The following is a 15,763-nucleotide window of genomic DNA, read 5'->3' as shown; positions in this document are numbered from 1 at the left end:
GGGGCCAGGGAGGGAGGCATCCGGTATACACCGGAGGTATACATGCCGTGTACAGTGCTGCGCATGTCTATCGGCCACACCCTGCTCGGACTCCTGGAGTCCGGCCCCCGCCACGGCTACGACCTCAAGCGCACCTTCGACGAGAAGTTCGGCCACGACCGCCCCCTGCACTACGGGCAGGTCTACTCGACGATGTCCCGGCTCCTCAAGAACGGCCTCGTCGAGGTCGACGGCGTCGAGAGCGGGGGCGGCCCCGAGCGCAAGCGGTACGCCATCACCGAGGCGGGCATCACCGACGTCGGCACCTGGCTCGCGCAGCCGGAGAAGCCCGAGCCGTACCTCCAGTCGACGCTCTACACCAAGGTCGTCCTGGCCCTGCTCACCGGCCGCAGCGCCGAGGCGCTGCTGGACACCCAGCGCGCGGAGCACCTGCGCCTCATGCGCATCCTCACCGACCGCAAGCGCAAGGGCGACCTCGCCGACCAGCTGATCTGCGACCACGCGCTCTTCCATCTCGAAGCCGATCTGCGCTGGCTCGAACTGACCGCCGCCCGGCTCGACCGGCTCGCCACGGAGGTGGGCGCATGACCCCCGCCGGCTCCCTGCTCAGCGCCGACGGCCTGTACAAGTCGTACGGCCCGACGCCCGCGCTCGACGGCGCGTCGTTCTCCATCCACCCCGGCGAGGTCGTCGCCGTGATGGGCCCGTCGGGCTCCGGCAAGTCCACCCTGCTGCACTGCCTCGCCGGAATCGTCACCCCCGACCAGGGCACGATCACCTACGCGGGCCGCGAGCTCTCCGCGATGTCCGACGCCGAACGCAGCGCTCTGCGCCGCACCGAGTTCGGCTTCGTCTTCCAGTTCGGCCAGCTCGTCCCGGAGCTGACCTGTGTGGAGAACGTCGCCCTGCCACTCCGGCTGAGCGGTACCAAGCGCAAGGACGCCGAAGCCACCGCCCGCCACTGGCTGGAGCGCCTGGAGGTCGACACCGTCGGCGGCAAGCGCCCCGGCGAGGTCTCCGGCGGCCAGGGCCAGCGCGTCGCGGTGGCCCGTGCGCTCGCCGCCTCCCCCAAGGTGATCTTCGCCGACGAGCCGACCGGCGCCCTGGACTCCTTCAACGGCGAGCGGGTCATGCAGCTGCTCACCGAGGCGGCCCGCTCCACCCATGTCGCCGTGGTCCTGGTGACCCACGAGGCCCGGGTCGCCGCGTACTCCGACCGCGACGTCACCGTGCGCGACGGCCGGGCCCACAATCTGGAGCACGCCGGATGACCCTGCTCGACCACAAGGACGCCCCGGCCGACGCACCGCCGCGGCCCGCCCGGCCCACCGGTTTCGCCGGCCTGCTGCGCGATCTCGCCCTCGGCGTCCGGTTCGCCGCGTCCGGCGGGCGCGAGGGCTGGATCCGCACCCTGCTGACGGCCGTCGGCGTCGGCCTCGGCGTGGCACTGCTGCTGGCCGCCGCCTCCGCGCCGCACCTGATGAATGAACGTTCCGCCCGTGGTCAGGCCCGCGCCGAGTCCACGGTCGCGGATTCGCCCGACATCGCAGCCGAGAAGTCGGACTCCTCGGTGCTCCGGGTCAACGCGGAGACCGAGTACCGCGGCCGCTCCGTCGGGGGCCATCTGATGCGCGCGGACGGCACGCATCCGATCGTCCCGCCGGGCGTCGCGCGGTTCCCCGGCGCGGACGAGATGGTGGTCTCGCCCGCCCTGAGGAAGCTGCTGGACTCCTCGGAAGGCCGCCTCCTCAAGGAGCGGCTGCCGTACCGGATCACCGGCACGATCGCCGACCCCGGCCTGCTCGCGCCGGGAGAGCTGCTCTACTACGCGGGCAGCGACACGCTGACTCCCGCCAACGGCGGCCACCGGGTCGCCGGCTACGGCGACCCGGCCCCGCCCCGGCCCATGTCGCCGATCCTCATCGTGCTGATCATCATGATCTGCGTCGTCCTGCTGATGCCGGTCGCGATCTTCATCGCGACGGCCGTGCGGTTCGGCGGCGACCGGCGCGACCGCAGGCTCGCCGCGCTGCGTCTGGTCGGTGCGGACATCCGGACGACCCGGCGGATCGCGGCCGGTGAGGCGTTCTTCGGGGCGGTGCTCGGCCTGCTGGCCGGCCTGGCCTTCTTCCTGGTGGGGCGTCAGTTCATGGGCTCCGTCGAGGTGTGGGGGGCCAGCGCCTTCCCGGCGGACCTGGTCCCCGAACTCTGGCTGGCGGCCCTGGTCGTGGTCGTGGTTCCGGTGGCGGCGGTGCTCGTCACGCTGATCGCCCTGCGTTCGGTGGTCATCGAACCGCTCGGCGTCGTACGCGGCAACCGCAACCGCAAGCGCCGCCTCTGGTGGCGCCTGCTGGTCCCGGTCGCGGGCCTGGCGGTGCTCGTGCTGGCCGGCAAGGTGGATCAGTACGCCGAGGTGGACCCGTATCCGATCGCGGGCGGCGCCGTGCTCGTGCTGGTCGGGCTCGCCCTGCTGCTGCCGTGGCTGGTCGAGGCGTGTGTGAACCGGCTGCGCGGCGGCCCGGTGCCCTGGCAGCTCGCCACCCGCAGGCTCCAGCTGAGCAGCGGGGCGGCCTCCCGCGCGGTCAGCGGCATCACGGTCGCGGTCGCGGGCGCGGTGGCCCTGCAAATGCTGTTCGCCGCGGTGGGCGACGATTTCGACCGGGTGACCGGTCAGGATCCGAAGCGCGCCCAGTTCTACACGTTCTCCGAGACCGTCACCGGTGACGCGGCCGCGCAGACCATCAAGAAGTTCCGGGCCACCAAGGGCGTCACGGCGGTCATCGGCATGGTCGAGACGTACGTCGTGAAGCCGGGCACGTACAAGGGCGACGACATCCAGCCCACCACCTCGCTGACCGTCGGGGACTGCGCGACCCTGCGCGAGATCGCCCGGATCGGCTCCTGCAAGGAGGGCGACGCATTCGTCGTCCACCCCAGCAAGGACAAAAACATGGCCGACTGGATGGACAAGACGGCCCGCAAGGGCAAGCCGGTCGAGCTCAACTACCAGGCGGGATCGGTGCCCGGCGAGAAGTCGAGGCTGTGGACCCTGCCCGCCGACGCTCCGACCGTCACCGCCCGCCTTGACCCGATGGGCGAGGAGCACTGGGGCATCATGGCCACGGTCGGCGCGATCGACCCGCGCACGTTGCTGCACGCCCAGACCAACGCGCAGATCCGGGTGGACCAGAGCGTCGAGGACGTCTCCGAGTACGTACGGAACACGGCGGCCGAGCTCGACCGGGCGATGCGGGTCGTCGCCCTGAACTCGGTGGTCCGCGACCAGCAGTACGCCAGTGTGCAGAAGGGTCTCCGGGTCGGCGCGACCGCGACGCTGCTGCTGATCGCCGCCGCGATGCTGGTCTCCCAGCTGGAGCAGTTGCGGGAGCGCAAGCGCCTGCTGTCGGTCCTGGTCGCCTTCGGTACCCGTCGGACCACGCTCGGCTGGTCGGTGCTCTGGCAGACCGCCGTCCCCGTGCTCATCGGCCTGGTGGTCGCGATCGCCGGTGGTCTCGGCCTGGGGGCCGTGATGATCCGCATGATCGGCAAGAAGGTGACCGACTGGTGGCTCTTCCTGCCGATGGCGGGAGCGGGCGCGGCACTGATCCTGCTCGTCACCCTGCTGTCGCTGCCACCGCTGTGGCGCATGATGCGCCCGGACGGCCTGCGCACGGAGTGACGGCGCGGCAGCCGGACGGAGGGGGTGCGGTCCTCAGAGGGACCGCACCCCCTCCCCGCGCTCCGCGCCCGCCGCCACCCGGACCGGCAGCCCCCTCATCGCCACCCGCAGCGCCGCCGCGAACTCCTCGAACTCCTCGTGCCGCGCCGCCCCCGTCCGCATCGCCAGCGCCACCCGCCGCGACGGTGCGGGTTCCCCGAAGTACCCGGTGGCCAGCGCGTCGTTGCGGCCGGTCTCGACCGTCACCGCGGTACGCGGCAGCAGCGTCACCCCGAGTCCGCCGGCCACCAGTTGCACCAGTGTCGAGAGCCCGGCCGCGGTCGTGGTGACCGGCGCGCCCTCCGTACGCCCCGCCTCCCGGCATATGTCGAGCGCCTGGTCGCGCAGGCAGTGGCCCTCGTCGAGCAGCAGCAACGGCAGCTCGCGCAGGGCCTCGCGCGGGATGTCGGTGCGCCCGCCCAGCCAGTGGTCCCGCTCCATCACCAGCACGAAGTCCTCGTCGAAGAGCGGAAGCTCGGTCACGCCCGGCACGCCGAGCGGCACGGCGAGCAGGAGCAGGTCCAGCCTTCCCGCGGCCAGCCCCTCCAGCAGGGAGGAGGTCTGCTCCTCGTGCACCTGGAGGTCCAGCTCCGGGTAGCGCTCGTGGACCAGCCGCAGCACGGTCGGCAGCAGGTACGGCGCGACGGTCGGGATCACGCCGAGCCTGAGCACTCCGGTGAACGGCGCCCGGACCGCCTCGGCCTCCTCCATCAGCTCACCGACGGCCTCCAGCACCGCCCGCGCCCGCACCGCCAGCCGCTCCCCGGCCGGTGAGAGCAGCACCTTGCGCGTCGTACGCTCGATGAGCTGGACGCCCAGGGCCTCCTCCAGCGCCGACACGGCCCCGGAGAGTGCCGGCTGACTCATCCCGATGGCTGCCGCCGCGTCCCGGAAATGCAGGCATTCGGCGACGGCCGCGAAGGCGCGCAGCTGCGACAGACTGGGCTGTTTGGTCCGATTGCCCTGGTTACCCTGCGCCACTGATAGGCACCTCCGATCATCACGACCGAGTATAGCTATTTCCGCGATCAATGAAGTCTGTGCCAAGGTGGGGACCGTCCAACCCTCAGGAACTCCCCCAAAAAGGGAATTCCAACGCTGCAAGGAGAGCGCGTGCTCACTGTCGGTGACAAGTTCCCCGAGTTCGACCTGACTGCTTGTGTTTCGCTGGAGAGCGGCAAGGAGTTCGAGCAGATCAACCACAAGACCTACGAGGGCAAGTGGAAGATCGTCTTCGCGTGGCCGAAGGACTTCACCTTCGTGTGCCCCACCGAGATCGCCGCCTTCGGCAAGCTGAACGACGAGTTCGCCGACCGTGACGCCCAGGTCCTCGGCTTCTCCGGTGACTCCGAGTTCGTGCACCACGCCTGGCGCAAGGACCACCCGGACCTGACCGACCTGCCCTTCCCGATGATGGCCGACTCGAAGCACGAGCTCATGCGTGAGCTCGGCATCGAGGGCGAGGACGGCTTCGCCCAGCGCGCCGTCTTCATCGTCGACCAGAACAACGAGATCCAGTTCACGATGGTGACCGCCGGTTCCGTGGGCCGTAACCCCAAGGAGGTCCTGCGGGTCCTGGACGCCCTGCAGACCGACGAGCTGTGCCCGTGCAACTGGACCAAGGGCGAGAACACCCTCGACCCGGTCGCGCTCCTCTCGGGCGAGTGAGCTGACAGCGACATGGCACTCGACGAACTGAAGGCCGCCGTTCCGGACTTCGCCAAGGACCTGAAGCTGAACCTCGGTTCGGTCATCGGGAACAGCGAGCTCCCGCAGCAGCAGCTGTGGGGCACCGTCCTCGCCTGCGCGATCGCCTCGCGCTCGCCGAAGGTGCTGCGCGAGCTGGAGCCGGAGGCGAAGGCCAATCTCTCCGCGGAGGCGTACACCGCCGCGAAGTCGGCCGCTGCCATCATGGCGATGAACAACGTCTTCTACCGGACCCGGCACCTGCTGTCGGACCCCGAGTACGGGACGCTCCGCGCGGGCCTGCGGATGAACGTCATCGGCAAGCCCGGCGTGGAGAAGATCGACTTCGAACTGTGGTCGCTCGCGGTCTCCGCGATCAACGGCTGCGGCCAGTGCCTGGACTCCCACGAGCAGGTGCTGCGCAAGGCCGGCGTGGACCGTGAGACCATTCAGGAGGCCGTCAAGATCGCCTCGGTGATCCAGGCGGTCGGCGTGACCCTCGAAGCCGAGGCCGTGCTCGCCGAGTAGGACCAGCACCACCCCTGATACGAGAAGGGCCCCGAGGACGACCGACCGTCCACGGGGCCCTTCTTCTGTCCTCGTTCAGGTGGTCTTCCTGCCGCCGCCGCGGCCGATGTCCTCCGGCGGCGATCCCGGCGCGGGTGTCGGAGCGACATCGAGCGCGGACGCCCCGTGCGGAGGCGGTGCGTGCCGCAGCGCCTCCTCCTGCCCGTACGAGCGCAGATATCCGACCACCGTGTTGGTGACCGCCACCAGCGGCACCGCGACGACCGCTCCCCCGATGCCCGCGATCATGCCGCCCGCGGCCACCGAGAGGACGACGGCGAGCGGATGCACCCGTACCGCGCGTCCCAGGATGAACGGCTGCAGCACATGGCCCTCGATCTGCTGCACGGCGAGCACCACGGCCAGCACCATCAGCGCGGCGAACACCCCCTCGGTGACCAGCGCGACGACCACCGCGAGCGCGCCGGAGACCACCGCGCCGACCAGCGGGATGAAGGCGAAGAGGAAGATGAAGACGGCGAGCGGCACCGCCATCGGCACGTTCAGGAACCAGATCCCGAGCCCGATGAAGATCGCGTCGATCAGCGCCACGACGACCGTGCCCCGCACATAGGCGGTCAGCGTCCGCCAGGCGCGCGGCCCGGCACCCGCGACGCCCGGCCGGGCCTGCGCCGGCACCAGCTTCAGCACCCAGTGCCAGATGCGCTTCCCGTCGTACAGCAGGAAGAGCGTCGAGAACATCGCCAGCAGCATCCCGGTGAGGAACTCCACCATCACGGTGACGCCCTGCAGTCCGGCGGAGGTTATCTGCTCGGTGTTGGTGCCGATGGTGTCGCTGAGGTTCTTCGCGACGTCGCTGATCTGCTGCTCGGTGACGTGGAAGGGGCTGTCGAGCAGCCAGTTCTTCAGGTCGTCGATCCCCGTCCGCACCTTGTCGGAGAGGGTGTCGATGTTGTCCATGACCTGCCAGACCACGAACCAGCCGACCAGCCCGATGATGACGAAGCCCAGAATCGCGGTGACCGCGGTGGCCAGTCCGCGCGGCAGGCCGTACCGCTTCAGCCGGGCGACGGTCGGTTGCAGCATCGCGGTGACGAGCAGCGCGGCGACGAAGGCCAGCACCACCAACTGCACGGCGCTGATGACCCGCATCAGCACCCAGAGCGTGCCTGCCAGGACGAGCAGCCGCCAGGACGCCTCGGCCGCGACCCGCATGCCCCAGGGGATCGCCGCGACCGGATCGGGCCGGGCGGCCACGGAGGGCGCGTACGCGGGCGGCGGCGGCACATGTTCGGCGGCCGCGGCCTCGTGCCGGGCCCTGTCGTCCGGACCGGCCCCGGCGGGCACCGCTCCGGCGGGCACGGGCGGCTCGACGGGCTCGGCCCTGCCCCCCTCGACTTCGGCCCTGCCCCCCTCGGCCTCGGCCCTGCGCTGTTCCAGCCGCTCACCCAGCTCGGTCAGTTCGGCGCCCAGGCGGCCGAGCCACCCCGGAAGTTTCGACATGATCGTTTCCTCTTCCCCCGTCTTTCTCTCCCCACCGCTCCCCCGCCGCTCCCCCGCCGAGCCGTGCGGACCCGACCGTACACGCGCGAAGCCCCTCACCGTAGGACGGCGAGGGGCTTCGTGTGGTTGAGACCAGAACCTCCGAAGGTTCTAGTACCAGTGGTTGGCCTGCCAGAAGGACCAGGCACCGCACGGACTCTGGTACTTGCCGTTCATGTAGCTGAGGCCCCACTTGATCTGGGTGGCCGGGTTGGTCTGCCAGTCCGCTCCGGCGGTCGACATCTTCGAACCGGGCAGCGCCTGGACGAGGCCGTAGGCACCCGAGGACGGATTAGACGCCCGGTAGTTCCAGGTCGACTCGTGGTTCACGATGTTGCTGAAGCACTGGAACTGGTCGGCGGGAACGATCTGCCGCGCCATCGCCTGAATCTCGGCCACGGTGTACGAGCCCTGCTGGGCGAACGTGGAGGCGCTGCGCATCTCGGAACGGCTGGCACGCTCGGCGTCCTTCTTGGCCTTGCGCTCCTTCTCCAGCTTGTCCTCGGCCGCCTGCTTCTTCGACTTGGCGTCCTTGGCGGCCTGGATACGGGCCGCTTCCTCCACGGACTTCTTCGCCGCCGCGTCGGCCGCGGATGCCTGGGCGTCGGCCTGCTGCGTGAGCGAGGCAGTCTGCACCTGGGCCTGCTGGCCGGCAGGGATGTCGGCGAGAAGCGTGGTGTCGGCTGCGGTCGCCTCGAAGTTGTTGTCGTCGACAGCGGGAGTGCTGCCCGAGGCAACGCCTACGACGGCGCCGACGGTGGTGACCGCGGTGGCTGACGCCACGGCGAACCCCCGGACCGAGATCCGGCTCACACGGTGTCCTTCCAGCATCGCCCGCTTAGGTGACCTCGCGGACGCAATCGTGCCCCTGGCGCTGGCCTCCCTACTGCTTGGGTCACGGGAGGCACGGACCCGGTGGGCAACTCCCCGGAGGGAGCGCCGCGTGGTGCTCGCGGGCGGCATACGGACGGCGATTGTTGAGTTGTGTGGTGCCTGGCACCTCTGGAGGTGCGGGTGTGCCGTATGCGGGGCCTGACGGAAGCAAGACTCTGCCGGACCGGCACACCGGGAGGCAATTCTCCGTTGCGTGTGAAAGCTCACACCTCGTTCGGAGCAAGTGATGTACGGAAAAGCCACCGCAGCACGATGCCGCCCGGCTAAGCTGCTTCGCTCGCCGGGCGGCACCAACTGTCCTATCCCGTATCAGATCTGGCCGTCCTCCAGCATTTCGGTCACCAGCGCGGCGATCTGCGAGCGCTCGGAGCGGGTGAGCGTGACGTGCGCGAAGAGCGGATGGCCCTTCAGTTTCTCGACCACGGCCACCACTCCGTCGTACCGGCCGACCCTGAGGTTGTCCCGCTGCGCCACGTCATGCGTGAGCACCACCCGGGAATTCGCCCCGATCCGGGACAACACGGTCAGCAGGACGTTCCGTTCGAGGGACTGCGCCTCGTCGACGATCACGAAGGCGTCGTGGAGCGAGCGGCCCCGGATGTGGGTGAGCGGCAGGATCTCCAGCATGCCGCGCCCCAGCACCTCCTCGATCACCTCGCGTCCGGCGACCGCCGAGAGCGTGTCGAAGACGGCCTGCGCCCAGGGGCTCATCTTCTCGGCCTCGGTGCCGGGGAGATAGCCCAGTTCCTGCCCGCCGACCGCGTACAGCGGGCGGAAGACCATCACCTTCTGGTGCTGCCTGCGCTCCAGGACGGCTTCGAGACCGGCGCAGAGTGCCAGCGCCGACTTGCCGGTGCCGGCCCGGCCGCCCAGCGACACGATGCCGACGTCCTGGTCGAGCAGGAGGTCGAGCGCGATGCGCTGTTCGGCGCTGCGGCCGTGGATGCCGAAGACCTCCCGGTCACCGCGCACCAGGCGCACACTGCCCTCGGCGGTGACCCGGCCGAGCGCCTTGCCACGCTCGGACCGGAGGACCAGTCCGGTGTGCACGGGCAGTTCGGCGGCCTCGGGTACGTACAGCGTTTCCTCTCCGTAGAGCAGGTCCACCTGGTCGGCGGCGAGGGGGATTTCCGACATCCCGGTCCAGCCCGAGTCGGTGATGGCGAGTTCGGCGCGGTACTCCTCGGCGAGGAGGCCGACCGAGGACGCCTTGATGCGCAGCGGGAGGTCCTTGGAGACGACCGTGACGTCGTACCCCTCGGCCTGGAGGTTGCGCGCGACCGCGAGGATCCGTGAGTCGTTGTCCCCCAACCGGTAGCCGGCGGGCAGTACGCCGGGGTCGGAGTGGTTGAGTTCGACGCGCAGGGTCCCGCCCAGGTCCCCGAGCGGGATCGGGGCGTCCAGCCGGCCGTAGCGGGTGCGGAAGTCGTCCAGCAGGCGCAGGGCCTTCCGGGCGAAGTACCCCAGCTCCGGGTGATGCCGTTTGGCCTCCAGTTCCGTGACCACGACGATCGGGAGCACGACTTCGTGCTCGTCGAACCGGGCCATGGCGTTCGGATCGGCCAGCAGGACGCTGGTGTCGAGAACGTAGGTGCGCCTGTCGAGCAAGCGGCGCTTTGTGCTGGTCACCACGGAAGGACGTACCCCCTCGGACGAGGTTGGGGTGCGACGGCGTCGCGGAGCATCCCAATGGGAGAGGACGGACCGGGCTGCGGCCCCGATGCACGGGCCGAGCGCCGGCCCTCCGCGTCGGCCGCACTGTATGTACGGTCCTTCGTGTGCAAAGGGCCTCCCGGGCGAGCGGACTCCATGCCGCTCACTTGGACACGACGTCCGCCTGGTTGGCGACCGGACGTCGACCTGTCAGGGGTATTCCCTCGAACACGCGAAGCCATGCCGCCCGGGACGGGCGGGTGAGCTGGGAGTGGCGCCCCGAGCACACAGGGCCGGGCGCGGGTCCCGGCGCACGGGGCCGGGCGCACCCACGGGTCCGGGCACGGGTCCGGGCACACAGGGGCCTGGCACGCCCATGGGTCCTGGCGCACGGGTCCTGGCACACCCACGGGTCCGGGCGCATCACCCGAACGGCTCCGTCCTCGAACGCAGGACGGGCCGGAAAGGGCCGGGGAGCGGCACCGTTCGAGCCCGTCGTGAGAAGGCGGTGTCAGCCGCCGTAGCGGCGGTGGCGGGCCGCGTAGTCGCGCAGGGCGCGGAGGAAGTCGACGCGGCGGAAGGCCGGCCAGAAGACCTCGCAGAAGTAGTACTCGGAGTGCGCGCTCTGCCAGAGCATGAAACCGGACAGCCGCTGCTCGCCGCTGGTGCGGATGACCAGGTCCGGGTCGGGCTGGCCCCGGGTGTAGAGGTGCTCGGAGATCAGGTCGGTGGAGACGATCTCCGCCAGTTCCTCGAAGGACGTCCCCTTGTCGGAGTGGTCCAGCAGGAGCGAGCGGACCGCGTCCGCGATCTCCTGGCGGCCGCCGTAGCCGACGGCGACGTTGACCAGTATCCCGTCGACACCGGCCGTGGCCTGCTCGGCCTCCTTGAGGACGGTCTGGGTGTGGGCGGGCAGCAGGTCGAGCGTGCCGACGTGGTGGACCCGCCAGCGTCCGTCCGCCGCGAGGTCGCGCACGGTGTTCTCGATGATGCCGAGGAGCGGCGTCAGCTCGGACTCGGGCCGGTCGAAGTTGTCCGTGGAGAGCAGCCAGAGGGTGACGACCTCCACGTCGGTCTCACTGCACCAGCTGAGCAGTTCCTGGATCTTGACCGCGCCGGCCTGGTGCCCCTGCGCGGCCGTACCGCCGGACGCCTTCGCCCAGCGCCGGTTGCCGTCGAGGATGACACCGATGTGCTTGGGCACCTGGGTGTGGTCGAGGCGGGCCTCCACCCGGCGCGCGTAGAGCCCGTACACCAGGTCGCGCAAGTTCACTGAGTTCACCTCTCGGTTCTGTGCGGGCCCGCCCGCCCCAACGCCCGGGGGCCGGGGTCGCCCCCTGGGGATCGCCGCACTGTTCCGCAGAGTCCATCGCCCCGCCGTGCCGTGGCAGTCCCCGAAGCCGCCACACTACTGCGCGGGCGGCGCACCGGCCCAACCCGGCCTGTCACAAGTCCGTGATAAGGAGAGAAACGTGACTGATTCTCCTCTCTCCTACCGGGCCGCCGGTTCGCGCTACGACTCCATGGAGTACCGCCGCACCGGCCGCAGCGGCCTCAAGCTCCCGGCCGTTTCCCTCGGCCTCTGGCACAACTTCGGCGACGACCGCACGCTGGACTCCCAGCGGGCGATCCTGCGCCGCGCCTTCGACCTCGGGGTGACCCACTTCGATCTGGCCAACAACTACGGGCCGCCACCCGGCTCCGCCGAGCTCAACTTCGGCACGATGTTCCGGCAGGACTTCGCCCCGTACCGGGACGAGCTGATCATCTCCACCAAGGCCGGCTACGACATGCACCCCGGCCCCTACGGTGAGTGGGGCTCCCGCAAATACCTGCTCTCGTCGCTCGACGCCTCACTGAGGCGGATGGGGCTCGACTACGTCGACATCTTCTACTCCCACCGCTTCGACCCGGACACTCCGCTGGAGGAGACGATGGGGGCGCTGGCCTCCGCCGTGCGGCAGGGCAAGGCGCTGTACGTGGGGGTCTCCTCGTACAACGCGGAGCAGACCGCCGAGGCGGCCCGGCTGCTCAGGGAGATGGGTGTACCGGCCCTGATCCACCAGCCCTCCTACTCGATGATCAACCGCTGGATCGAGGACGACGGGCTGCTCGACACCCTGGAGGCGGCCGGCATGGGCTGCATCTCCTTCGTGCCGCTCGCCCAGGGGCTGCTCACGAACAAGTACCTGACGGGCATCCCGGCGGGGTCGCGCGCCACCCAGGGCAAGTCCCTGGACCCGGGCCTGCTCTCCGAAGAGGTGCTCCGCCGGCTGAACGGGCTGAACGACATCGCTCGGCGGCGCGGCCAGTCACTCGCCCAGCTGGCACTGGACTGGGTGCTTCGCGACAGCCGTATGACGTCGGCGCTGATCGGCGCTTCGAGCGTGAAGCAGCTGGAGGAGAACGTCGCGGCGCTCGCCGGACCGCCGCTGTCCGACGAGGAGTTGAAGGAGATCGACACCTTCGCCGTGGACACCGCGGGAACCAACATCTGGGCCGGACGGAGCTGACGGGAAGGGCCTGCGCGAGGCCGGTACGCGGCCGGCGCTCGGGCCTCACCCGGGCCGGAACAGCCCGGCCACAAAAAACGGGCCGGTCCGTGGGGGGGGGATACGGACCGGCCCGAGGGGGGGTTTCCACCATAACCCTTCGTAAGTGATGCTGCGTGCCACGCCACTCCACAATTACTCTCCGAATTCGCCGGACTCCGGTGCGAGCACGGCGCGCGGTCGGCGGTCAGTGGCCCCGGCCGGCTGCACACAGCCGGTTCCTTCGAGGTATCAGCCGTACGCCTCGGCCTTGACGAGCCCGTTGACCACGCCGTCCGGGGTTCCCCGCACCGGGGTGCGCGAGGCGCCGCGGAGGGGCCCCGCCCGGCCGGGATGCACGGGCCGGGCAGGGCAGGGCTGCGGACCGAGCCGGGCAGGGCGGTGCCTGCCGCGGGCTCCTACGTGGTCGCCGGTGCGCCGCGGTGGCCGCGGGTGAAGCGGATGGTCACGGTCTCGCCGCCGACGACCACGAAGCGTCCCCCCTCGCAGCGGATGACGGCCTCGCGCACCTCGCCCCGCCCGTCCCTGCGTTCCTCGGTGCGGGTGACGGTCCAGCCGCCGTCGGGGGGCTGCGGCAGGTTCGACACGGTGGTGAACTCCCACTGCCCCGCCGGTACGCACCAGTCGGGCAGCCGGGGCCAGGCCCCGGGGCCGACCCGCAGGGTTCCGCCGGAGGCGCAGGTCAGAAGCACCGACTGGCCGTCCGCCAGCAGGAATTCGACCGCCTCCGGCTCACCCACCCGCCCCTCCGGCCGGTAGAAGACGCCGAGCACTCCGACGATCCGTGCGCCTCTGAGCCAGTCGGCCCTGCCCTGCCGCGGGACACGCGGCGCCTCGTCTTCGTTCCCCACCCTCATGGCCGGTTCCCTCCCCATGCGCTCACCGTCCAGGGTCGCACCCTTCGGACGAAAGCAGGGGGCATGTCCTACTCCGGTTTGCGGGCCTCGACCAGAAATCGGGTGGTGTGGGCGACGAACGGCCCCTCGGTCTCGATCCGGTGGTGCAGCTCGGCCAGTCGCGGCCGGTACTCCTCGACGGTGAAGCCCGGCACCATCCAGATCACCTTCCGCAGGAAGTAGACGACGGCCCCGATGTCGAAGAATTCGGTGCGCAGCCGCTCCATCCGCAGATCGACCACGTCGAGTCCGGCCGCCTCGGCGGCGGCGCGCGCCTGCTCCGGGTCGCGGCCGCCGCGCACCTCGGGCGGCTGCGGGCCGAGGAAGTACTCAACGAGCTCGAAGACGCTGGCCGGGCCGACCTGCTGCGAGAAGTACGTGCCGCCGGGGGTGAGCACCCTCGCGATCTCCGCCCACCAGGTGGTCACCGGATGCCGGCTGACCACCAGGTCGAAGGCGTTGTCGCCGAACGGCAGCGGCGGCTCGTCGGCGTCGGCGACCACGGCCGCGCCGAGCGGGTGCAGGAGGGCGGTGGCGCGGGCGATGTTCGGCGGCCAGGACTCGGTGGCGACCGTGAGCGGCGGGAGCTTCGGTACGGAGGCGAGGACCTCGCCGCCGCCGGTCTGGATGTCGAGCGCGGCCCTCGCCCGCCCCATCCGGTCCGCCATGGCGCGGGCGTAGCCCCAGGAGGGGCGCTGTTCGGTGGCCCGGCCGTCGAGCCAGGAGAAGTCCCAGCCGTCGACGGAAACGGTGGCGGCCTCCTCGACGAGTGCGTCGAACCGTGCGCGCTCTGCTGTCTCTGCGGGTGCTCCGGGCATACGGGAATGGTGTCAGCCGGGCGGTGCCCCGCGCGACCTCAATACGGGCGCGGGCGTACGGGTACGGGCGCGGGGCGGGTGCCGTCCGTCCTCCGCCCGGTGGCCGGGCAGGCAGCCGGTCAGGCGGTCAGGCCGCCGAGCAGCAGGCCCAGCAGCGCGCCCGAGATCATGAACGGTCCGAACGGGATGCCGGTCTTGCGCCCGGCCCTCTTCAGGACCATCAGCCCGAACCCGTACACCGCACCGAGCAGGAACCCGGCGAATCCGCCGGCGAACACCACGGCCCAGCCGTACCAGCCGAGGGCTACGCCCAGCGACAGGGCGAGCTTGACGTCTCCGAAGCCCATTCCGTTCGGGTTGATGAGGAAGAGCAGGAAGTAGAAGGCGCCGAGGGCCGCTCCGCCGAGCAGCGCGGACAGCCAGGATCCGCCGTGCTCCGGGAGCAGCGCCGCGACGCCCAGCAGTACGGTGACCGCCCCGGCGGCGGGCAGGGTCAGCCGGTCGGGCAGGCGGTGGACCCGGCGGTCGATGGTCGCGAGGAGTACGCCGACGGGGGCCAGCAGCAGCCACACCACGAGCTCGGGCCGGAGACCGGTGCCCGCCGCGAGGACAGCACAGGCGAGCGCGGTGACGACCGGGACGAGGACGCCGGGGGCGTACCGCGCCGCGGGCCGCGCGAGGTCCTCCCCGGCCTCCGGGCCTCCCGGTTCGCCGCCCGCGGGGACCGGTACCGCCGCGCACGGGGCGCACCGGGTGGAGCCGAGCCAGCCGCGTGCGGCCCCGGTCAGGGCGTGGCCCGCGGGGCAGGTGTCCCGCCAGGCGTCCTCCGGATCGACGGAGAACCGGTAGGCGGCGCGCGGGACCAGTAGTCCGGCCGCTGCGCCCCAGAGTGCGGCGAACACTGTCAGCATGGCGTACACGGAGCAGACCCTAGGCGGGTGCCGGGACACGGGTCCATGGGTCCTGGGGCCCACCGCGCACCGTTCCGGACCCAGCGGCCGTCACCGGACGCTACCGTCTGGGCCATGGCTCAATGGCGTAATGGGAATGGGACGTTGACGGTCACCGATCCGCAGGGAGGGCAGGAGCCGGAGATACCGCTGCGGATCGCGGCCACGTACCGGGCCAGGAGCCGGGGGCTGCTCGGGCAGGACGGGATCGACGGCGCCCTGCTGATCACCCCGTGCGGGAGTGTGCACACCTTCCGGATGCGGTTCACCATCGATGTGGCGTACCTGGACCGGAAGTTCAAGGTGGTCGCCGTCCACACGATGAAGCCGGGCCGGCTCGGGATGCCCCGGCTGCGGGCCCGCCATGTGATCGAGTCGGAGGCCGGGGCGATGGCGAAGTGGGGGCTGCGGCCCGGGGCGAGGGTGCGGATCGCCCAGGCGGGGGAGGACCGGGGCTGAGGTGCGGGCGGCGGTGCGGCATCCTCCGCGTGGTTTCCTCCTCCGCCGTTCTGTTGTGCGCGGCGGC

Annotated in this window: 15 protein-coding genes; 7 read left to right on the top strand and 8 right to left on the bottom strand. The window is 70.9% G+C overall.

Annotated elements, in window-relative coordinates:
• The first annotated feature begins 63 nt into the window (after positions 1-63).
• The 3 genes from ACFVT1_RS10765 to ACFVT1_RS10755 are packed head-to-tail and all read left to right on the top strand — an operon-like array spanning position 64 to position 3,679.
• Positions 64-588: a helix-turn-helix transcriptional regulator gene (locus ACFVT1_RS10765; RefSeq protein ID WP_389794176.1), complete on the top strand. Its 525-nt coding sequence runs from the start codon at positions 64-66 to the stop codon at positions 586-588.
• The gene (locus tag ACFVT1_RS10760) at positions 585-1,271 is read left to right on the top strand and encodes an ABC transporter ATP-binding protein (RefSeq protein WP_389794175.1); all 687 of its coding nucleotides are present in this window, start codon (positions 585-587) and stop codon (positions 1,269-1,271) included. The genes ACFVT1_RS10765 and ACFVT1_RS10760 overlap by 4 nt, the downstream gene beginning before the upstream one ends.
• On the top strand, positions 1,268-3,679 hold the full coding sequence (locus ACFVT1_RS10755; protein WP_389794174.1) for an ABC transporter permease: 2,412 nt from the start codon (positions 1,268-1,270) through the stop codon (positions 3,677-3,679). The genes ACFVT1_RS10760 and ACFVT1_RS10755 overlap by 4 nt, the downstream gene beginning before the upstream one ends.
• Positions 3,680-3,712: 33 nt before the next feature.
• Here ACFVT1_RS10755 and ACFVT1_RS10750 read toward each other — a convergent pair whose 3' ends face one another.
• A complete protein-coding gene (locus ACFVT1_RS10750; RefSeq protein ID WP_389794173.1) occupies positions 3,713-4,699 on the bottom strand; it encodes a hydrogen peroxide-inducible genes activator in 987 nt (328 codons plus the stop codon).
• A gap of 132 nt (positions 4,700-4,831) precedes the next feature.
• Here ACFVT1_RS10750 and ACFVT1_RS10745 point away from each other — a divergent pair, with 132 nt between their 5' ends.
• Together ACFVT1_RS10745 and ACFVT1_RS10740 are read left to right on the top strand one after the other, a co-directional pair.
• Positions 4,832-5,386 (top strand): peroxiredoxin, encoded by a 555-nt coding sequence (locus ACFVT1_RS10745; RefSeq protein WP_362200130.1) that lies wholly within the window; start codon positions 4,832-4,834, stop codon positions 5,384-5,386.
• A 12-nt stretch (positions 5,387-5,398) separates the two neighbouring features.
• Positions 5,399-5,932, top strand: coding sequence for an alkyl hydroperoxide reductase (locus ACFVT1_RS10740; RefSeq protein WP_361442585.1), 534 nt, complete (start codon positions 5,399-5,401; stop codon positions 5,930-5,932).
• 75 nt (positions 5,933-6,007) lie between these two features.
• Here the strand turns inward: ACFVT1_RS10740 and ACFVT1_RS10735 are convergent, their stop codons facing one another.
• From ACFVT1_RS10735 to ACFVT1_RS10720, 4 genes are all read right to left on the bottom strand, one after another.
• Positions 6,008-7,435, bottom strand: a complete 1,428-nt coding sequence (locus tag ACFVT1_RS10735; RefSeq protein WP_389794172.1) for an AI-2E family transporter — start codon at positions 7,433-7,435, stop codon at positions 6,008-6,010.
• A gap of 150 nt (positions 7,436-7,585) precedes the next feature.
• A complete protein-coding gene (locus ACFVT1_RS10730; protein WP_389794171.1) occupies positions 7,586-8,287 on the bottom strand; it encodes a lytic transglycosylase domain-containing protein in 702 nt (233 codons plus the stop codon).
• Between the two features lie 390 nt (positions 8,288-8,677).
• Positions 8,678-10,000 carry a PhoH family protein gene (locus ACFVT1_RS10725; protein ID WP_389794170.1) on the bottom strand — a complete coding sequence of 441 codons (1,323 nt, stop codon included), beginning with the start codon at positions 9,998-10,000 and terminating at the stop codon, positions 8,678-8,680.
• A gap of 532 nt (positions 10,001-10,532) precedes the next feature.
• The gene (locus ACFVT1_RS10720; RefSeq protein WP_389794169.1) at positions 10,533-11,294 is read right to left on the bottom strand and encodes an isoprenyl transferase; all 762 of its coding nucleotides are present in this window, start codon (positions 11,292-11,294) and stop codon (positions 10,533-10,535) included.
• 199 nt (positions 11,295-11,493) lie between these two features.
• Here ACFVT1_RS10720 and mgrA point away from each other — a divergent pair, with 199 nt between their 5' ends.
• Positions 11,494-12,534, top strand: a complete 1,041-nt coding sequence (gene mgrA / locus ACFVT1_RS10715) for an L-glyceraldehyde 3-phosphate reductase (RefSeq protein ID WP_389794168.1) — start codon at positions 11,494-11,496, stop codon at positions 12,532-12,534.
• 437 nt (positions 12,535-12,971) lie between these two features.
• On the opposite strand, the gene ACFVT1_RS10710 is transcribed toward mgrA, so the two are convergent.
• The 3 genes from ACFVT1_RS10710 to ACFVT1_RS10700 all read right to left on the bottom strand — a co-directional run bounded on the left by ACFVT1_RS10710 (position 12,972) and on the right by ACFVT1_RS10700 (position 15,207).
• The gene (locus ACFVT1_RS10710) at positions 12,972-13,430 is read right to left on the bottom strand and encodes a hypothetical protein (protein ID WP_389794167.1); all 459 of its coding nucleotides are present in this window, start codon (positions 13,428-13,430) and stop codon (positions 12,972-12,974) included.
• 68 nt (positions 13,431-13,498) lie between these two features.
• Complete coding sequence (locus ACFVT1_RS10705) at positions 13,499-14,287, bottom strand: class I SAM-dependent methyltransferase (protein WP_389794166.1); 789 nt, start codon at positions 14,285-14,287, stop codon at positions 13,499-13,501.
• Between the two features lie 119 nt (positions 14,288-14,406).
• Positions 14,407-15,207 (bottom strand): prepilin peptidase, encoded by an 801-nt coding sequence (locus ACFVT1_RS10700; RefSeq protein WP_389794165.1) that lies wholly within the window; start codon positions 15,205-15,207, stop codon positions 14,407-14,409.
• A 105-nt stretch (positions 15,208-15,312) separates the two neighbouring features.
• Here ACFVT1_RS10700 and ACFVT1_RS10695 point away from each other — a divergent pair, with 105 nt between their 5' ends.
• Entirely contained in the window at positions 15,313-15,696 is a 384-nt protein-coding gene (locus ACFVT1_RS10695; protein ID WP_389794164.1) for a DUF192 domain-containing protein, read from the top strand.
• Positions 15,697-15,763: the final 67 nt, after the last annotated feature.

The sequence above is a fragment of the Streptomyces sp. NPDC057963 genome, from assembly GCF_042887155.1.
GTDB lineage: Bacteria > Actinomycetota > Actinomycetes > Streptomycetales > Streptomycetaceae > Streptomyces.
Note: the sequence above shows the minus strand (reverse complement) of the source record. Positions and strands in the feature narration are given on the sequence as shown.